This is a genomic window from Alteromonas sp. IB21, assembly GCF_016405965.1.
Taxonomy (GTDB): domain Bacteria; phylum Pseudomonadota; class Gammaproteobacteria; order Enterobacterales; family Alteromonadaceae; genus Alteromonas.
The window spans coordinates 19,683-35,659 of record NZ_JAEFCD010000009.1 but is presented as its reverse complement, the minus strand read 5'-3'; the positions used below and the strand labels follow the sequence as shown (position 1 = coordinate 35,659).

13 protein-coding genes are annotated in these 15,977 nt (G+C 43.8%); 4 read left to right on the top strand and 9 right to left on the bottom strand.

What is annotated here, in order from left to right; genetic code table 11:
- Window positions 1–138: 138 nt before the first annotated feature.
- A complete protein-coding gene (locus tag JC525_RS08035; RefSeq protein ID WP_159120402.1) occupies window positions 139–330 on the top strand; it encodes a hypothetical protein in 192 nt (63 codons plus the stop codon).
- Window positions 331–466: 136 nt separating this feature from the next.
- Here the strand turns inward: JC525_RS08035 and JC525_RS08030 are convergent, their stop codons facing one another.
- From JC525_RS08030 to JC525_RS08020, 3 genes are read right to left on the bottom strand one after another with little or no spacing between them, the layout of a single operon-like run.
- On the bottom strand, window positions 467–1,831 hold the full coding sequence (locus tag JC525_RS08030; RefSeq protein ID WP_233095064.1) for a mechanosensitive ion channel family protein: 1,365 nt from the start codon (window positions 1,829–1,831) through the stop codon (window positions 467–469).
- A 3-nt stretch (window positions 1,832–1,834) separates the two neighbouring features.
- Window positions 1,835–2,728: an acyltransferase gene (locus JC525_RS08025; RefSeq protein WP_198815357.1), complete on the bottom strand. Its 894-nt coding sequence runs from the start codon at window positions 2,726–2,728 to the stop codon at window positions 1,835–1,837.
- On the bottom strand, window positions 2,725–3,639 hold the full coding sequence (locus tag JC525_RS08020) for an acyltransferase (protein WP_198815356.1): 915 nt from the start codon (window positions 3,637–3,639) through the stop codon (window positions 2,725–2,727). Before JC525_RS08020 ends, JC525_RS08025 begins: the two co-directional genes overlap by 4 nt.
- 113 nt (window positions 3,640–3,752) lie before the next feature.
- Here JC525_RS08020 and fghA point away from each other — a divergent pair, with 113 nt between their 5' ends.
- A complete protein-coding gene (gene fghA, locus JC525_RS08015; RefSeq protein ID WP_198815355.1) occupies window positions 3,753–4,595 on the top strand; it encodes an S-formylglutathione hydrolase in 843 nt (280 codons plus the stop codon).
- Window positions 4,596–4,748: 153 nt separating this feature from the next.
- On the opposite strand, the gene JC525_RS08010 is transcribed toward fghA, so the two are convergent.
- From JC525_RS08010 to JC525_RS07985, 6 genes are all read right to left on the bottom strand, one after another.
- Complete coding sequence (locus tag JC525_RS08010) at window positions 4,749–6,869, bottom strand: putative bifunctional diguanylate cyclase/phosphodiesterase (RefSeq protein WP_198815354.1); 2,121 nt, start codon at window positions 6,867–6,869, stop codon at window positions 4,749–4,751.
- A 9-nt stretch (window positions 6,870–6,878) separates the two neighbouring features.
- Entirely contained in the window at window positions 6,879–7,364 is a 486-nt protein-coding gene (locus tag JC525_RS08005; RefSeq protein ID WP_198815353.1) for a Rab family GTPase, read from the bottom strand.
- Between the two features lie 15 nt (window positions 7,365–7,379).
- Window positions 7,380–9,143: an OmpA family protein gene (locus JC525_RS08000; protein WP_198815352.1), complete on the bottom strand. Its 1,764-nt coding sequence runs from the start codon at window positions 9,141–9,143 to the stop codon at window positions 7,380–7,382.
- Window positions 9,144–9,146: 3 nt separating this feature from the next.
- Window positions 9,147–9,698, bottom strand: coding sequence for a hypothetical protein (locus JC525_RS07995; protein WP_198815351.1), 552 nt, complete (start codon window positions 9,696–9,698; stop codon window positions 9,147–9,149).
- Between the two features lie 383 nt (window positions 9,699–10,081).
- Window positions 10,082–11,737: a glycoside hydrolase family 32 protein gene (locus JC525_RS07990; RefSeq protein ID WP_198815350.1), complete on the bottom strand. Its 1,656-nt coding sequence runs from the start codon at window positions 11,735–11,737 to the stop codon at window positions 10,082–10,084.
- A 105-nt stretch (window positions 11,738–11,842) separates the two neighbouring features.
- On the bottom strand, window positions 11,843–13,423 hold the full coding sequence (locus tag JC525_RS07985) for a glycoside hydrolase family 68 protein (RefSeq protein WP_233095063.1): 1,581 nt from the start codon (window positions 13,421–13,423) through the stop codon (window positions 11,843–11,845).
- Between the two features lie 1,028 nt (window positions 13,424–14,451).
- Between JC525_RS07985 and dusA the strand changes: the two genes are divergently transcribed.
- Window positions 14,452–15,468, top strand: a complete 1,017-nt coding sequence (gene dusA / locus JC525_RS07980) for a tRNA dihydrouridine(20/20a) synthase DusA (protein WP_198815349.1) — start codon at window positions 14,452–14,454, stop codon at window positions 15,466–15,468.
- A 192-nt stretch (window positions 15,469–15,660) separates the two neighbouring features.
- A complete protein-coding gene (locus JC525_RS07975; RefSeq protein ID WP_198815348.1) occupies window positions 15,661–15,948 on the top strand; it encodes a hypothetical protein in 288 nt (95 codons plus the stop codon).
- The last annotated feature ends 29 nt before the right edge of the window (window positions 15,949–15,977 follow it).

The window sequence follows — 15,977 nt, the reverse complement described above, 5'->3', positions numbered from 1 at the left end:
TGGTGAATATACTAATAAATTAGCAATTTTGACTAAGATCAATTTTTGGTTCACGCTAGTGTATTAAAACCAATCCAGCATGTTCAAAACTGAATTATTGGTGCATAATACCGCCAATTATTTTAAGGGGTTATCACAATGGCTGATTGGATTAATGCAATTATGTTTGGTGTTGCGCTAATTGCCTTTACGCTAGGGCTAAGCAGCATCGTTATGGGCTTAATGACTGCTAAAGCAGGTGCTGAAGGTATGCAGGAAAAAATCGAGTATGGTTTTTTTGGCGTTACAGGTTTAGTACTGTGCTTGCTGATGGCCTATGCCTTGGCGTAAACATTACGTGTTATAAAAAAAACCGGCAAAAATTTAAGCCGGTTTTTTTTCGCGTATTATTTGACTTAGGTACTCAAGCCTTCGTGTTTTGCTCTGCTAGCTTCTGACTATGCGCTTACTTTGAGAATGAATTGCGCTATTGACCTTCATTACGAGGGGAATCGTTGCTTCCCTCATCGTTTTGACTGTCGCGAGCATTACGCTCTGCGTGTTCTGTCGTATCATGCTTGTACACACTCTGTTCACGGCTTGCCAACAGTGAGAGATGTCCGTCTCTTTGATAAGCACGCAGGTCGAAAAGGTCAAGCATCGCCATTACGTGGTCAAAAATATCAGCCTGTACTTTTTCATACTTCACCCATTCCTTTTCTGCGCTAAAGCAATAAATTTCTAGGGGAAGGCCAAGTTCATTCGGGGGTAATTGTCTAACCATCAAGGTTAGCTCTTGATTAATATTAGGGTGCTTGCGTAAGTAAGCTTCCAGATAAGCCCTAAAGGTGCCAATGTTCGTCAGGCGACGGCTATTTAGTAAGTCAGACTCATCAATAGAGTAATCTCTGTGGTAAGCACGCAGCTCGTTTTTCTTTTTATCAATGTATTCGTTGATATAGCGAATCTTTGAAAAACGCTCCAACATATCGTTGTCGCAGAGCTTGATAGAGTGCACATCGATAAAAATGGCGCGCTTAATCCTGCGTCCACCCGATTCCTGCATTCCACGCCAGTTCTTCACTGCCTCTGTAGTAAGACTATAGGTAGGCAATGTCGAAATGGTTTTATCCCAGTTTTGCACCTTAACGTTCGTTAATCCTATCTCAAGAATTTCACCATCCACTTCATACTTAGGCATCGCAATCCAATCGCCGGTATTGAACATACGGTTGGCGGCAATCTGAATGCCGGCAACGAAGCCTAAAATCGTATCTCTGAATATTAATAGCAATACAGCGGCTATAGCTGTAAGACCAGACACAATAAGCAGAGGGCTTCTATCCACAATCAACGATATACTAAGTAATATGGTGATAATGGCGAACGCTAACTTTGTAACCTGAATGAAACCCGTAATGGGTGCTCTGCGGGAAAAAGCCGACGCATTGTAAACGTCTTCTACTGTGCTCAGCATTGCGTAGAGGCCCAGTAAACCGCTATACAACATGTATAGCTGAGCACTTTTAATAACCATGCCGTGCATGACGGCTTCGCCATCAATTAAAACCGGTGTAGTGACATAAATAAATAGGGCAGGGAAAAGGTGCATTAAACGCCTAAAAAAGCCGTGCTCTTGAAGTGCGTTATCCCACTTGTTACTCGATTTATATACCCAGTTAGCGATTTGAGGGCGCACCAACAATCGCGCGATAACATAAATAAGCGCTGCGATAATCAAAATAGATCCAAGCGCAATCACGCTATATAAAGGATCTTCCGTTGTTAAATTTGGAAAAACGTCGTTTACCAAATTGATAAAGTGATCGCGTACTGATGCACTGACTTCCATTAACTAGGACTCCAACAGTTTCTTTATACGATTATCTTTATTTTCCCATAGACCGTTCAACCAGTTTTGAAAATAAAGACGAAATTCAGACTCTGTGCGTTCTGACTGCTGTTGTAACTCAGGAACCGGCGTAACGTTTACATCTATGACAATTTTCGTCATTTGGCCGCTTAACATTGCCATCATTGGATGACGCTTATTTTCCGGATAAAGCAATGAGATATCTAAAACGTTAGTGAATAGCTCACCCATCGCCGACAAAGCAAAGGAAACGCCGCCTGCTTTCGGTGGTAGCAAATTCTCGTACGGGCTTTGTTTGGAAAGGTGTTTTTGAGGCGTGAACCGCGTTCCTTCAACAAAATTGATTACCGTAGTAGGCACAGTTCTAAATTTCTCACAGTAGGCTTTGGTTGTTTCCAGATCTTTGCCTCTTTTTTCAGGGTATTTTTCTAGATAAGCACGGGTGTATCTGTGCATAAATGGCATATCCAGAGCCCAGGCCCCCAGCCCTACGAAGGGTAACCAAATAAGCTCTTTCTTTAAAAAGAATTTAGGGGCAGGGATGCGGTGGGTGGCAAACTCAATCAGTAAAATGATATCTAAATAACTCAAATGATTTGCAATAATCAAATACCAACTACTTTTAGATAGCTCACCGTGCACCGAACACTTAATATCTACGTTGTTAAACAGCCTGATTAACAGAACACTTATACGGCCAAAGCTAAACATCAGCGCATGCATGACCTTATTCCACGCTGTTCTGATTTTTCCGTTAGGTAGCAGAAGCTTTACCAAGCCTAGCAATATTATAAGTCCACCCCAAAAGGCGAGGTTCAGAATTTGCAGTGTGGTGTGTAAAACAAAAATAAATGGAGCAAGTACTACACGAATCATAATGGCTTCTGAGTTGCGTTAAGTGAATCTAACAGTTGGTCTTTGGCGTGCCAACGTTCGTTTAGCCACGTTTGAAAACGGGCGCGAACTTCGGGGTCGTCAAAATAATTGTCATTGAAAATGCCGTTTTCCATAATTTCTTTGATTGGCATTACGTTTATATTCACGCGAATATTGCGGACCTTGCCGCTTACAAAGTCCCAGAACGAGGGTACGCCGTTTGGGTAATCAATAGTAACATCAATCAGCTTATGTAAATTATCACCCATTGCAGATAATACAAATGCAACGCCACCCGCCTTCGGCTTGAGTAAGTGAGCAAAAGGCGAGTTTTGCTTATCATGTTTCGCCTGAGTGTAGCGGGTACCTTCTACAAAATTCATGATACTTACCGGCTTATTACGAAACTTTTCACACGCTTTACGCGTGGTTTCCATATCCTTGCCTTTTAAATGAGGGTTTTTGGCTAAAAATGATTTTGAATAACGTCGCATAAAGGGGAAGTCAAGTGCCCACCAAGCCAGGCCTAAAATAGGGACGTAAATAAGTTCTTTTTTGAGGAAAAACTTTAGAAACGGTATCTTTCTGTTGAACACGCGTTGAAGAACTAAGATATCGACCCAAGATTGATGATTAGCAATAACGAGATACCAACCATCTCGGGTTAATTTTTCTAGTCCGTTTACCGTCCAATTTGTGCGGCCACTTATACGCTGGTTGATATTATTTACACCAATCCACGCAGTTGCGCATGCATCTGCCAAATAGGAAGTGAATCGTCGCCAAGGCGCGATGGGTATAAGTTTAAAGACCGCCAGTATAAAGATGGGCGTGGACCATATAACCGTGTTTAAGAAATAGCAGATGACCGAAATAGTGCCAACAATATGATGCAGCAGTGCTTTTACCATTGTACTTACCTCAAAAATTAGGCGCTTAGTGTAAACGAACTTGATCTAAAATCCGATAGAGCCTTTACTGATTCCACGATAAAGGTGCAAATTTACGAATTTAAGGAGCTGTAATGGAGCTTATTGGCGAAAATAGAGTATTTGGCGGGCGTCATTTACGCTACACCCACAAAGCTGAAACGACACAGTGCGACATGACCTTCGCAATTTTTCTTCCCCCGTTCGCCTCAAAGGATAAACCGGTTCCGGTACTATACTGGCTATCAGGGCTGACATGTACCGACCAGAATTTTATGCAGAAAGCGGGTGCAATGAAACTGGCGGCCGAGCTTGGAATGGCGATCGTAGCACCAGATACTTCTCCGCGCGGAGAGGGCGTGCCCGACGACGAGGAGGGGGCCTATGATTTTGGGCTTGGTGCTGGATTTTACGTTAATGCAACGCAGTCACCTTGGAACACGCATTACAATATGTATAGCTATATTGTAGACGAACTTCCTGCGTTAATAGAGAAGGAATTCCCCGTCACTAAAGAGCGGGCCATCAGCGGGCATTCTATGGGCGGGCATGGCGCATTAGTGATAGGCATGCGTAATCCGAATAAATTTGTTTCAGTCTCAGCTTTTAGCCCTATTGCTAATCCTTCTGACTGCCCTTGGGGTAAAAAAGCATTGGGCCGATATTTAGGCGATGACAAAGAAACGTGGAAAGAGTATGACGCCTCTATGCTGCTTGCAAGCAAAGCGCACAGTGTTCCTCTTTTGGTTGAACAGGGCACCAAAGATGAATTTCTGCACGAACAGTTGAAGCCTCAGGCGTTAGTACACGCTGCCCAACAGTCAGAGACGCAGCTAACGCTTAACATGCACGAAGGGTATGATCATAGTTACTTCTTTATTGCGTCATTTATTGAGGAACATTTGGAGTTTCATGCAGGACATATGGGCTTAATTTAAGCGCAACGTTTTATGAACGAATTGAAAGAGCCGACATCTGCTTGAAAAATGAAGTGACCCCAACAGTTGGAATACCCAATGACTGGGGTCACTTCAAAAGACGATATCGGCTTTCTAGGAAAACATCGTAAAGGTAACCGTGTTATCACGTAATTATCTTAACTTTTTAGCGGACGACACGAATTCTGGAACGGCCACAGGGCGTTGATATAAATAACCCTGCCCATAAGTGCAGTGATGGCTTTTTAGAAAATCTTGCTGCTGTTCTGTTTCGATACCTTCGGCAATAATTTTGATATTCAAATTGTGCGCTAGACTCAAAATAGCCTGCACAATCGCTTGATCTTCAGTATTGTCTTCAAGTTCACTAACAAATGAGCGATCAATTTTTAGCTCATCAATAGGTAGCTTTTTCAAATAGACTAATGAACTAAAGCCCGTACCGAAATCATCAATTGATACCGTTATTCCCATGTCGCGCAGTTCGTTTAGCAGTATAGATACCGAATCTAAGCTCTCCACAAAGACGCTTTCGGTAAGTTCGATAGATAGGCTCGACCCCGATAACTTATGATCTTCAAGGGCGTTCTTGATCTGGTTTAACAGTGCCAGGTCCGCAACTTGGCGGCCTGAAATATTAATCGCTAAGCGAATATCTAAACTAGCTGCTTTAATTGCTTCAATAGCTTCACACGCTTCATTGATAAGCCACTCACCAAACGCAAATATAAGATCGCTTTTTTCAGCTAGAGGAATAAAAACGTCTGGAGGAATGAACTCACCGAATGGCGTTATCCATCTTGCTAGCGCCTCACACTTAACAATTTTGCCGGTGGCTAAATCGACGATTGGTTGTAGGAAAAGCGTTAACTCATTACCTTCGATCGCCTTGCGAAGTTGGCGTTCGAGTTCATTGGTAGCATGATGTTGCTTGTGCAACTCTTCGCTATAGATAAGTACGCTATTACGGCCTTGATATTTAGCAGCTTGCAGTGCGATATCGGCGCATTGGAGCAGGGACTCAGCAGAATTACAATCGTGAGGAAAATCCGCGATACCTACGTCTACACCCAAATGAGGCTCACTTCCATTAAGCACATTATAGGTTTGCGTTAATTTCTTTATGAGTTCTCCCGTATAGTCTTCACTGGTTTGCCCTTTAAACGTATCACTGCGTTTAACAAGCGCAAATTCATTACTGCCAATTCTTGCGATAAAACCGGCATTACCGACGAAGCTTTGTAGGCGAAGCGCGAAGGTTTTTAGAATTTCATCGCCAGACTGATAGCTGAGTGATTCGTTTATTTTCTTAAAACCACAAATATCAATGAGAAATAGTTTGAATGCACTTTGCTCATTAACGAAGCGTTTTACCGTATCAATAAACAAGTTGCGATTTGCCACTTTCGTTAATGAATCCATCCCACTGGCGATAAGTGCGCTCTCTTCATTGCCGTGAATATGCGTAATGTCAGTGAGTAAATAAACCCAATGAGTAAGTTGGTCACCCTGTAGTACTGGGTGAATAGTAACTTGCAGCCAAACTTTGTACTCATCCACAGGTTGCCAAAAAAGCTCTCCTTGCCAAGGGGTCTTTTTCTCTACTAGTGCAGACAAAAAAGTGGGTGGGGCGCCTATGTCTTTTATTAGCTCGCCTATGCGGATGGAGCTTGGCGTTGAACTATTGCAATAAAGAAGCCTATGGGACGCTTTGTTGTCGAGGACCAAAGCACCTTCATTATCGAGAATGACGACGCCGGTGTCTAAATCGTGAATGGCCTGCTGGATAGGGGGAACCAGTTTCTGTAACCGCGTATTTTTACGCAGCACGTTGTTTAATTTATGCCTTATGTATTCATGCTGCCCAACAATTTCATGGTGGCTTAGCAGCAACTCCCTTGCAGCTTGTAGCGTTCTGCGTCTTTCGTCAAATTGTTCTTCGACGTTTTTAATCACTAGGTAGCGCGCACCTGATTCACTGTTAATCGCTAGTGCTTCAAGGCGAAGTAAATGACTTCCGTTTTGCTCAGTCCAAAACCCAGAAGAAAGGCTAAACGAGTTATTGCCCTTCCACACCTCATTAGCGTCTAGAAAAAAATCGTCTAAGAATATGGAAGGTATATGTTGTTTTTGCAGTTTATTGTTTGCATCTAACGTGACTACGTGGGAAAGCCATGGCAGTTCTGGTGTAAGACATTCAAGCTCATGGGAGTCTGTGTATTTGAACAAAGCACAGTTTGTAATCCCTAACGCATTTAATAAGTGGATGTCCATGGAGTTCTCCTACCAAAACGCAATTGTATTAAATAAACTCTCTACATTTTCGCCGGTTTTCGCGCTAGTTTTGGTCAGTAAAGCAAATTTTTGAGAACAGGTGTTTAACTCTTCCTCGCTCCAATGCCAGCTGGTTGGTAAGTCAGTTTTGTTTATCACGAAAAAAGCAGGGATATCAGGGTAATGCTCTTTTGCAAGCTCAAGAATTTCCATGCCTTCGGTTAACGATTGTGAGCGCGTTTGATCAACCACAACGATATAGGCGCTCGCACCTCTTAGGTAGCGAGGATTAAACCCACAATATCTGTCAATACCCTCTAGATCCCAGATCAGAAGCTGTATCCCACGGCCTTCTTTGTTGACTTGCTTTTTGTCTATTTTTACACCAATAGTGGTCTTGTATTTCTCAGAGAAAATACCTTCGACAAATTGCTTTATGAGGCTTGTTTTTCCAACCCCTGTAGGCCCTAAAATACACACTTTTTTCTGTATCACTGAGATGTTTCCTTACTACAGTGCACTGGATATTAATACGTTTAACATAACTGATCGTCCCATTGATGGATTTTGTAACGGCAGTTCTCCTAAACTTACGGGGATAAGAATACTGCTTTCAACACCGAGCGATATTAATGCATTTACAACATTTTCTGCTCTCTTTTGGCTAAGTTCGCGGTTTCGTGCACTTGAGCCGGAATTATCGCTGGCACCCATCACAACGATGCTAACTATTGTATTTGTCTTATTAGCAACAGATAGGAGTTGTTTTACATCATTTGCCAATATTTCCAAGTTTGCTAACTGTACTTCAGAAACTGCGTCTTGGTTAGTAGCAAAAAGTACACTTTGTGAAGAAACTTTATTAACCAAACGCGTCAGAGCGACTTTTTGAAGCGCGGCATTATCAATTTCATACTCTGCTTTAATATTAAGTGGGGAGGTATCTAGCTCTAAACTTGAAATACCAGGAAGGTTATTTATTTTTTGAGTAAGGTTTATGGCTGTGGAGGCAAAAACATCACCCAAGACAATCCACTTATTGTCATTCTGTTTATCGAGGGAAATAGTTTCGTGCTCGCTCAACGGGTAATCGCGTATCAGTTTCTCTAGCTTGCGCTCTACCATACTTGTTTTAAGTGAAACAAACGGCTCTTCACTTACCACCAAACGCGAAAGATCGATATCACTGTCTTTCAACCATCTTTCAATATTGTCTGCGGCTGGATCTCGAAGTATTTTAACATGCACCTTGCCGTTGGAAATGTAAGCATCGGTGACGATTACACCTGGTGGGGAGGGAAGTTCATGCAAGTCGCTTTTCAAAATGCTGAGAGATAATCGCATGAAAGAAAGAATACCCAATACAATGACAACGATGAGTAGGACAGCTGCGCCAACAAGACGCTTCGATTTCTTTCCTTCGCCCTCTTTCTTTTCACTAACCAAGCAGTCGGCAAGTATCGTCTCGCAACCATCAAACGCAGCGTTGTCGCCTTCATAGTTAATAAGCGGTTGCTGATAAAATCTGTGAAAGTCCTCTAGCGCTTGCTGAAGCTTACCGCGAACTTCTGGGGGGATGCTTCCAGTGACGGCAGCGACGAGCAATGCTTGAGGGCCAATTTTGATAAGCAAGGTAAAATCTTCGGTTTTAATTTCACCCAGTTCGTTTTCTGATTCATTGGTGTCTACGCCAAAAGCATCAGCAACGAAGTCATTGATAGCAACCAGCATGGATGAAATTAAATCTGCATCTTTTTCCTTCGCAGGATCTGCAGAAATACTGTGAAGTAGTGTGCCGGTCTCGCGGTGAATAACAAGAAGCTGCTGAACTTGGTACTGGTATATTTGTGACGCAACATACTCGGAATACTTTACCCCTGACTGCCAGGCTTTAAAGCGCCAAGAAATACTCTTTGGACTCAAGCTGTTTTCAATTAACGCGTTGGTTCGCTCAACAAATTCAATTAAAAACGAAGAAACCGCTTTTCTGACAAGCGTTCCGACAAGGGGATAAAGTGTACCAACAATTTTTTCGCTGTTCACTTCAATAGAGCGATGCAAGGACTTTTCAACGAGAGGAACCAGTACTTTATTGACAGAGCCGTCTTTGGACTCTCGTTCTAATAACGCTTCGGACACCACATTGCTCACGAAACCTTTTGCATCGTGGTCTAACTTTTCTCGAACAAATTTATCGTCCCGCCCAATAAGTAATTCTCTAACTTTTTCTAGAGAATTGTCCGTAAACTCAGACGGCGGCACCTTATCAGTCATTAATTAATGATCGGTTGCGAGATTAGTTGCCATGGTAGAAAGCAAGTTCGCCAGCGTTTTTCTATCGGTTTTACTTTCTGAAAGGTCGCTCGTTACCTGCTGAAGCTTTTCTAGCAGCTCTTGATGACGTTTATTAAACAAGTTATCTAAAGACTCTAGTTCTTTCACCACGTGCGCTTCTAGTGCATCGTTATCATTTTTTGCTGCTGCTTCAGCGATTTCCAACTCACTCTGTAACTTATCAGTGGTGTTTTGGAGCTGCTCTTGAACATTACTGTGATTGTCGTTCGCGCTAGCTAGCTGATTGGACAATTCACTGATCTGCTCGTCGATAAGTTTGCGTATATCGTTAAATTGATTATCAAGATGCGCGTTCAGCTTCGTGAAACTGTCGTTTACCCGTGACTCTAGGGCCGAAAGATCTGCGCGGAAAGCACGGTTTGTTTGACCAAACAGTATTTCTCTAAGTTGACCCAGTTCGTCCGCTGGTTGAGATGCGCTTTCAGTTTGGGTACCGTCCTGCACGTGCTGATCCTTCTGCTTCTTGTCCGCCATAAGATGTCTCCGAGAGGTGCAGTGCTATCGCATACTTACGCCATGGCGCTGCATTCACATTTTTGTATGTGCTAATAATTATGATTATAGCGCTATACAATAGCCCCAATTTGCAAACATTGAAATATGTTAAAAGCATTATATTGACATGTATCTAGCCAAAAGCGGCGCTGTTTCAGTAAGTTGTTATTAGCCTTTCTGTGCGGTCTCCTCGTTTAGCTTGTGCAAAAAAGGGGTACAAGCTGCGGTGGGTTTATGATGCTAACTTGGTCTGACACGTACTACTATAGTATCTTCTCAAACTCAAATCTTCGTGACTCGTATTGCGGGTGGGGCCTGTCAGTAGAATGCTCTGATTATTAAATAGGCCCGAGTATAAACCCCTACTGTGCATCAACATCACGACGCTTGACCGGCGCGACCTTAAGAGGGGTTAAACGGAAACTGCGTATATCCGTGTTTCCTCCAATTGACTCGACCGTAAGGCCATTCGCGCCAACGGGAGCAAATACGAGGTTTGAAAGTACAGTTTCGCCGTCATTCACAAACACTTCGATGGAGGTTGTATCAACAATGATATCCAGTTTAACAATGCCATTACGCGCTTTTACCATGGACTTCGTAACCTGGCGGTAAACCTCAGGCATCGCCTCGGCGATAGCATCCTTTTCACGTTTAACAAAAACAGTGCTGTCCGAAAAGTTGTATCCAACGATAACAAAGTGCTCACCCTTTTCCTTAAGTCGGAACCGTACCTCTTTGGCGTTTGACGCTGGGTCAAGCTCAACCCTAAGTCGATAGGCATCGGTTGTTGTCTGAGGAAGTGTCACCGTCGATGCTGTCGTTACCTTTACATCAGAACGCCTCTCTTCGGCACCTTCTAGCTTATCGAGTGCACCAATTGGCTGCGAAACAAGCTGAGGCTTACCATCAACCGACTGCAGACTGATACGACGAACGATTGAGTTAACCCCACCATGCCATTCATCTGTCGGCAGACTTGTGGCGTAAGCCCAATTATTGAGCCAGCCGATAGCAAAGCGGGAATCAAGTCGTTTTGTGTTGGTTTGACGGGGGTCGTCCCACGTCACTGCGGCGTAAAAGTCTGCGCCAGCGTCTAGCCATTGGGGGTCTTCACTATCAGCAGCGAAGTGCTCTCCGTCCCAATCACCAGTCCAGTAAAGCGTTCCCGTGGTCTTGCCTTTTTTGAAGCCATTCGCACCGGTTGCTAAAACCCAACGTGTTTTTGCAGGGTTACCATCAAGCGACATACGGAATAAATCAGGACACTCCAAAATCCCGAGATCATTGCGCTCAAAACCAGACTGATAGGCCCAATGCTTTAAATCAGGTGACGTATAAAAGCCAATTTTGTGACCCTCGGCTAGCACCATCAGCCATTCGTTACGAGTGTCATCCCATACAATTTTAGGATCGCGCCAATGCTCAGCACCGGGGTTATCCATAACAGGGTTGCCATTAAATGCTTTAAAACGATAGCCACCGTCGGTAGATACGAAAAGAGACTGGCGCTGCACGCCCTCATGCTGTTGAGTCATGATAGCGATGACAGCGCCAGCACCGAATCCAGCAGTGTTGTTAACGTCAATTACCGCGCTACCGGTCTCGATATCGCCAAGGCCATTTTTGTACTTGTCGATCGCAACGCCATGATCCTGCCAGTGTACAAGATCCGTTGAAGTTGTGTGGTACCACTCAGTACCGTTTCCTTCGGGATAATCGGCATTGTAGAGGTAATAATAGTGCCAGACGCCGTCAATCATAATCGGGCGCTGGGGGTCGTTCATCCAGTGTTTAGCCGGTGTTAGATGCACGGCGGGTCGATAAGGAGCCCAATCCTGCGGGCGCTGAAATGTAGACGATTTTGCAGATATTGGTGACAATAAGTTGGAGTCCGCTGCAGTTTTAGAACTGTAGACGACGACCAACGCGGCTGCTGAACAGATAATTACGGCCAGCGTATACATTGCGATATGCCTACTATTGATAAACATTGAAATAGAACGATGATTCATCATTCTCCTTATCGGAGTGTCGTCATGAACAAAAAATAGGAGAGGATACAGCGGCCTATTGCCGCCGTTCCTCCCCTGGTAAGGGCTGGTTAGCCTAATTTACGGATGCTATTTCTTAAGTGGCTTGATCTGCCCGCCAGAATTAACATTGAGGTTTGCTGGGATATCAGCCCAGCCACCCAGTCCATAACCGTCAACGCCGTAGGAATAATCTACTGTTGACGAATCGCCATCAATTTCGATTCTGACCGTAGGTGCAAGCGTGCCGCCACGACGGAAGTCTTCTTTGGTGCCGATAGTGTCAATGAACGACTGGATTAAACCACCGGGCATCACGTAGTGTGAGTACGATTGGAATTGACCAGGATGCTGGTTGTAGTCTGGCGCAAACGGGGTGCCTGGCCAATAGTTAAGGTTCGTCGGGTTACCAAGTACCAACCCAGCCCCCTGATTCATTGGCTGATAATCGCTACGGATACCATTGCCAACAAAACCGTACACGCCTTCAGGGCCAGTGATACCTGCTGCATAAGTAGTGCTGTGGCTGATAGTGAATAGGTAGTATTTACCATCCTGTTGGTAGATCTGCGGACGTTCGGTCTGGTCTGTAACACAGTTCGCAGACAGAATCGGTGGCAGGAACTCCCACTCGGTCAGGTCGTCGTTAGTTGCTATTGCTAGACCAACGTTACCGATCTGAAAGGGGGCCCCTGATGCATTGACCTGGGTTACTGTCTCGGCATAAGGGTCGCCATCACGGTAGCCAAGGTCTTCCGCGTCACATTGAGCAGTTGCACGATCCATCGCCGAGTTACCCTCAAATACCATATAGGTCTCGCCTGGATGTGCAGGATCTTCAAAGGTAAACGGGTCGCGGAAGTTATAGTATGGGTTTTGCTCAGCATTCTGATAGTAAGTGCCGTCAGCCTCAAGCAGAGACTTAACCTCATTGAAGCCGGTGAACCGCACACCATTTTTATTCGCATGTACACGGCCTACGCTTAGCGCAAGTCTAGAGTCGTAAGGCTTGATGTCTGGGCCGCCATTTGGGTCACGGTAAAAGGCAACGTCAGTGAAGAACAACTTAACCTCGCCACTTGGGAAAATACGCGCTGAACCGGACCACTGAGTCTGATGACTGTACGACTGGTCTTCAAAGATTTCTCCGGTCACACCTTCATCAAACACGAGGCCGCCATAGGTCCAACCACCGTCTTTGGGACGCTGTTCAGCAGGGATACCCGCCGGACGGTAGAAGTAACCAATCTTTGCGAAAACGTGGCGATCGTCAAAGCCTAGATTTCGGTCGGCAACCAGCGAAAAAATGATTTCCTGGCCGTTCACACTGTACTGATTTGCGTCGGCGTCAGTAAGAGGCCAAGAATCCCATACCCAGACCTGCTCGTTCGACATGTCGGGGAAGTTCTGTGGGATCTCAGGCATGGTGTATTGTGCAGGCATTGAATTCTGACGTGAGCCAGCCGTCGGGTCAGACATGCGTTTTATCTGACGTGCGTCAGCACGGGTCCATTTGGCAGTGAAGTTGCTCTTCGGTGGAAATGCTTCTTGCGTGTGCAGTGTTGGCTCAGGCCCTGGTTGTAGATAAGGATCGGCAACAGCAGCCGTCGCTATACCCATAACCACCCCTAGAACTGAAAGGGCCGTTTTACTTATTTTACGATTCGTCAATGTCATTCTCCTGGATTAATGTGTGCTTTCTGAATGGGATATGCGCAGGCTTTATCGCCCCCTTTTACGCTGAACGACTTCACTTATTCTCGACAACACAACCGTTGTCTTCTCTTATATTCATAAGACTTTTAAAGCGAAAATCTGTTGACGCAAAGGGCTTCGATTACTGTCTGCATTTAGCCCTGAAATACGAACAAATAGTGCTCGAATCACATGCGAAAACAGGAGGAGTTTATACTAAAGTATAATGTAACTTAAACGATTAAGTTAAATTAAAATGCAAAGCCTTGTAATAATTGATTATTTAGAGTTTTTTATAAAAAATATAAAACTAAATTTATTGATTCTTTATAGGAAGAATTTTTTATCTTATTTCGCAATTCCTTCGGCGTTGCAAGAAATGAAAAAATATTAAAATGTCATATAAAACAATGGTTAGAATGCATTTTAACGTAAGGTTAATATAACTTATTTAGATGTTTAAAGTATGATAAATAAAAGTTTTTTCGTATAAAAAATCTTATTAATAAATAAGGTTTAATGCATTAATTTAGGTGATTGTTAATAAATTTTACTTTATTTAATTAAGACTTAATCGATTAAGTTTTGTGGTCAATTGTTTTGTGGGGGAGCGGTGTTTACAGATGATGGTTTGACAGTTTTAATGTATTTTAATGCTGCATTGTCTTTCTCATCTTGCGTCCATACCGCTATAAGAAGGCGGAAAAGAAGGCGCTCATTTGGGTTCATGTAAACCTTGCAATCATCAAGGAGCGTGAAGTGAATGTTTTAGACTTGGAGAAAACTATCTTGCCTTTGTTTTTCTGCCTTACAGAAGTACAATGTGCGGTTCTTTCTCCGCGAAGCCGCTTGTTGATTGAGTAAAACGCCATATTTTTGTATTCCTATTGTGTTCCTGAAAAGGAAAAATCGACGGAATACCACGGAAATGTCACTAATTTTGAAATCGGTAAAAATGCGATGAGATTTACTTTTTTACATATTAATCAAGGTTTTAATGTCCTATGTCTGACATCTCTTTCAATCGTAAATTCTCTGTCGCTCCTATGCTAGATTGGACAGACCGCCATTGCCGCTATTTCCTGCGTCTAATGTCTAAACATACGCTGCTTTACACAGAAATGGTAACAACAGGTGCAATCATTTACGGTAAAGGTGATTATTTAGGGTACAACCAAGAAGAGCACCCAATTGCCGTACAGCTTGGTGGAAGCGATCCGTCTGACATGGCCAAGTGCGCAGAGTTATCTCAAGAGCGCGGCTACGATGAAGTAAACATTAACGTGGGCTGTCCAAGTGATAGGGTAAAAAACGGCAGCTTTGGCGCTTGCCTGATGGCGCAACCTGAAGTGGTAGCAAGCTGTGTTAAAGCTATGCAGTCTGTTGTTGATATTCCTGTAACAGTAAAATGTCGAATTGGCATCGATGACATGGACGAAGATGAAGACTTTGCCCGCTTCATCGATACGGTCGCCGACGCTGGCTGTGATACATTCATTGTTCACGCACGAAAAGCCTGGTTGCAAGGGTTAAGTCCGAAAGAAAACCGCGAAATTCCGCCTTTAAACTATCCGCGCGTGCACCGCCTTAAACAAGCCCGCCCTGAATTATCGATTAGTATTAATGGTGGCATTAAAACAATCGCTGAAACCCTACAGCAGTTGGAAAGCGTAGATGGTGTTATGGTAGGGCGTGAGGTTTATGGCAACCCGTACATTATGTCTACCGTCGATAAAAGCATATTCAATGATAGCAATGCACAGAGTTTGTCTCGTCGTGAGATAGTACTTCAAATGCAGCAGTATATTGAACGCCAAGAAGACCCTTACTTTAAACCGTGGCATGCAGCCCGTCACATTTTGGGACTTTATCAGGGCCAAGCGGGTGGGCGTATATGGCGTAGATACTTAAGCCAAAATGGTACGGGTAAAAATCCTGATCCTAACCTACTACTCAATGCATTAGACGCTGTAGAAAATGCGCAACGGGAAGTGCATGAATACAATAGTCAAAAAGACTAACAAATTAGTCTGTTTGACTAAAGTTTAATATTTGTTCAGCCCCATTACAGTTCGCTCAAACCTGTGATGTTGAGTAAAGTTTTTATAAATCATGGGTTTGTTTGTTATTTTGGGAGTTGGCACAGCTCTCGCAATCCTCTAACTATCGCAACAACAGCGTGTTGTTGCACTGACTAAATTTAGAGGGACAATATGAAAACTTCACTTATTGCAGCAACCATTTTGACAGCAAGCATGACAAGCAGCGTAGCAAATGCAGAGGAGTCAGTGCTTCAATCGTTCGTTACGAACATGGTTTCAAATGTAGTAGCTACCACGACTTATGAATTAAAAGCTGATGTTTATCAAGCGGTGGCAAATGCGGCCTATCATTTTGAGTTAAGCCCCACAGAAGCCCGCTCGAACGCGAAGGTCAGCGTGACTGACCTGGTCGTTAGTACACCGTCTGATGAAGACGCTTCTGAGAAAGATGCAGACTAAATAAATAAGAGCTTCAAAAAGCGCCAGTA

Bases quoted from the DNA above. Each gene is read 5' to 3' on its own strand.
- JC525_RS08035 (WP_159120402.1), top strand. From the start codon at position 139: ATGGCTGATTGGATTAATGCAATTATGTTTGGTGTTGCGCTAATTGCC.
- JC525_RS08030 (WP_233095064.1), bottom strand. From the start codon at position 1,831: ATGGAAGTCAGTGCATCAGTACGCGATCACTTTATCAATTTGGTAAAC.
- JC525_RS08025 (WP_198815357.1), bottom strand. From the start codon at position 2,728: ATGATTCGTGTAGTACTTGCTCCATTTATTTTTGTTTTACACACCACA.
- JC525_RS08020 (WP_198815356.1), bottom strand. From the start codon at position 3,639: ATGGTAAAAGCACTGCTGCATCATATTGTTGGCACTATTTCGGTCATC.
- fghA (WP_198815355.1), top strand. From the start codon at position 3,753: ATGGAGCTTATTGGCGAAAATAGAGTATTTGGCGGGCGTCATTTACGC.
- JC525_RS08010 (WP_198815354.1), bottom strand. From the start codon at position 6,869: ATGGACATCCACTTATTAAATGCGTTAGGGATTACAAACTGTGCTTTG.
- JC525_RS08000 (WP_198815352.1), bottom strand. From the start codon at position 9,143: ATGACTGATAAGGTGCCGCCGTCTGAGTTTACGGACAATTCTCTAGAA.
- JC525_RS07995 (WP_198815351.1), bottom strand. From the start codon at position 9,698: ATGGCGGACAAGAAGCAGAAGGATCAGCACGTGCAGGACGGTACCCAA.
- JC525_RS07990 (WP_198815350.1), bottom strand. From the start codon at position 11,737: ATGATGAATCATCGTTCTATTTCAATGTTTATCAATAGTAGGCATATC.
- dusA (WP_198815349.1), top strand. From the start codon at position 14,452: ATGTCTGACATCTCTTTCAATCGTAAATTCTCTGTCGCTCCTATGCTA.
- JC525_RS07975 (WP_198815348.1), top strand. From the start codon at position 15,661: ATGAAAACTTCACTTATTGCAGCAACCATTTTGACAGCAAGCATGACA.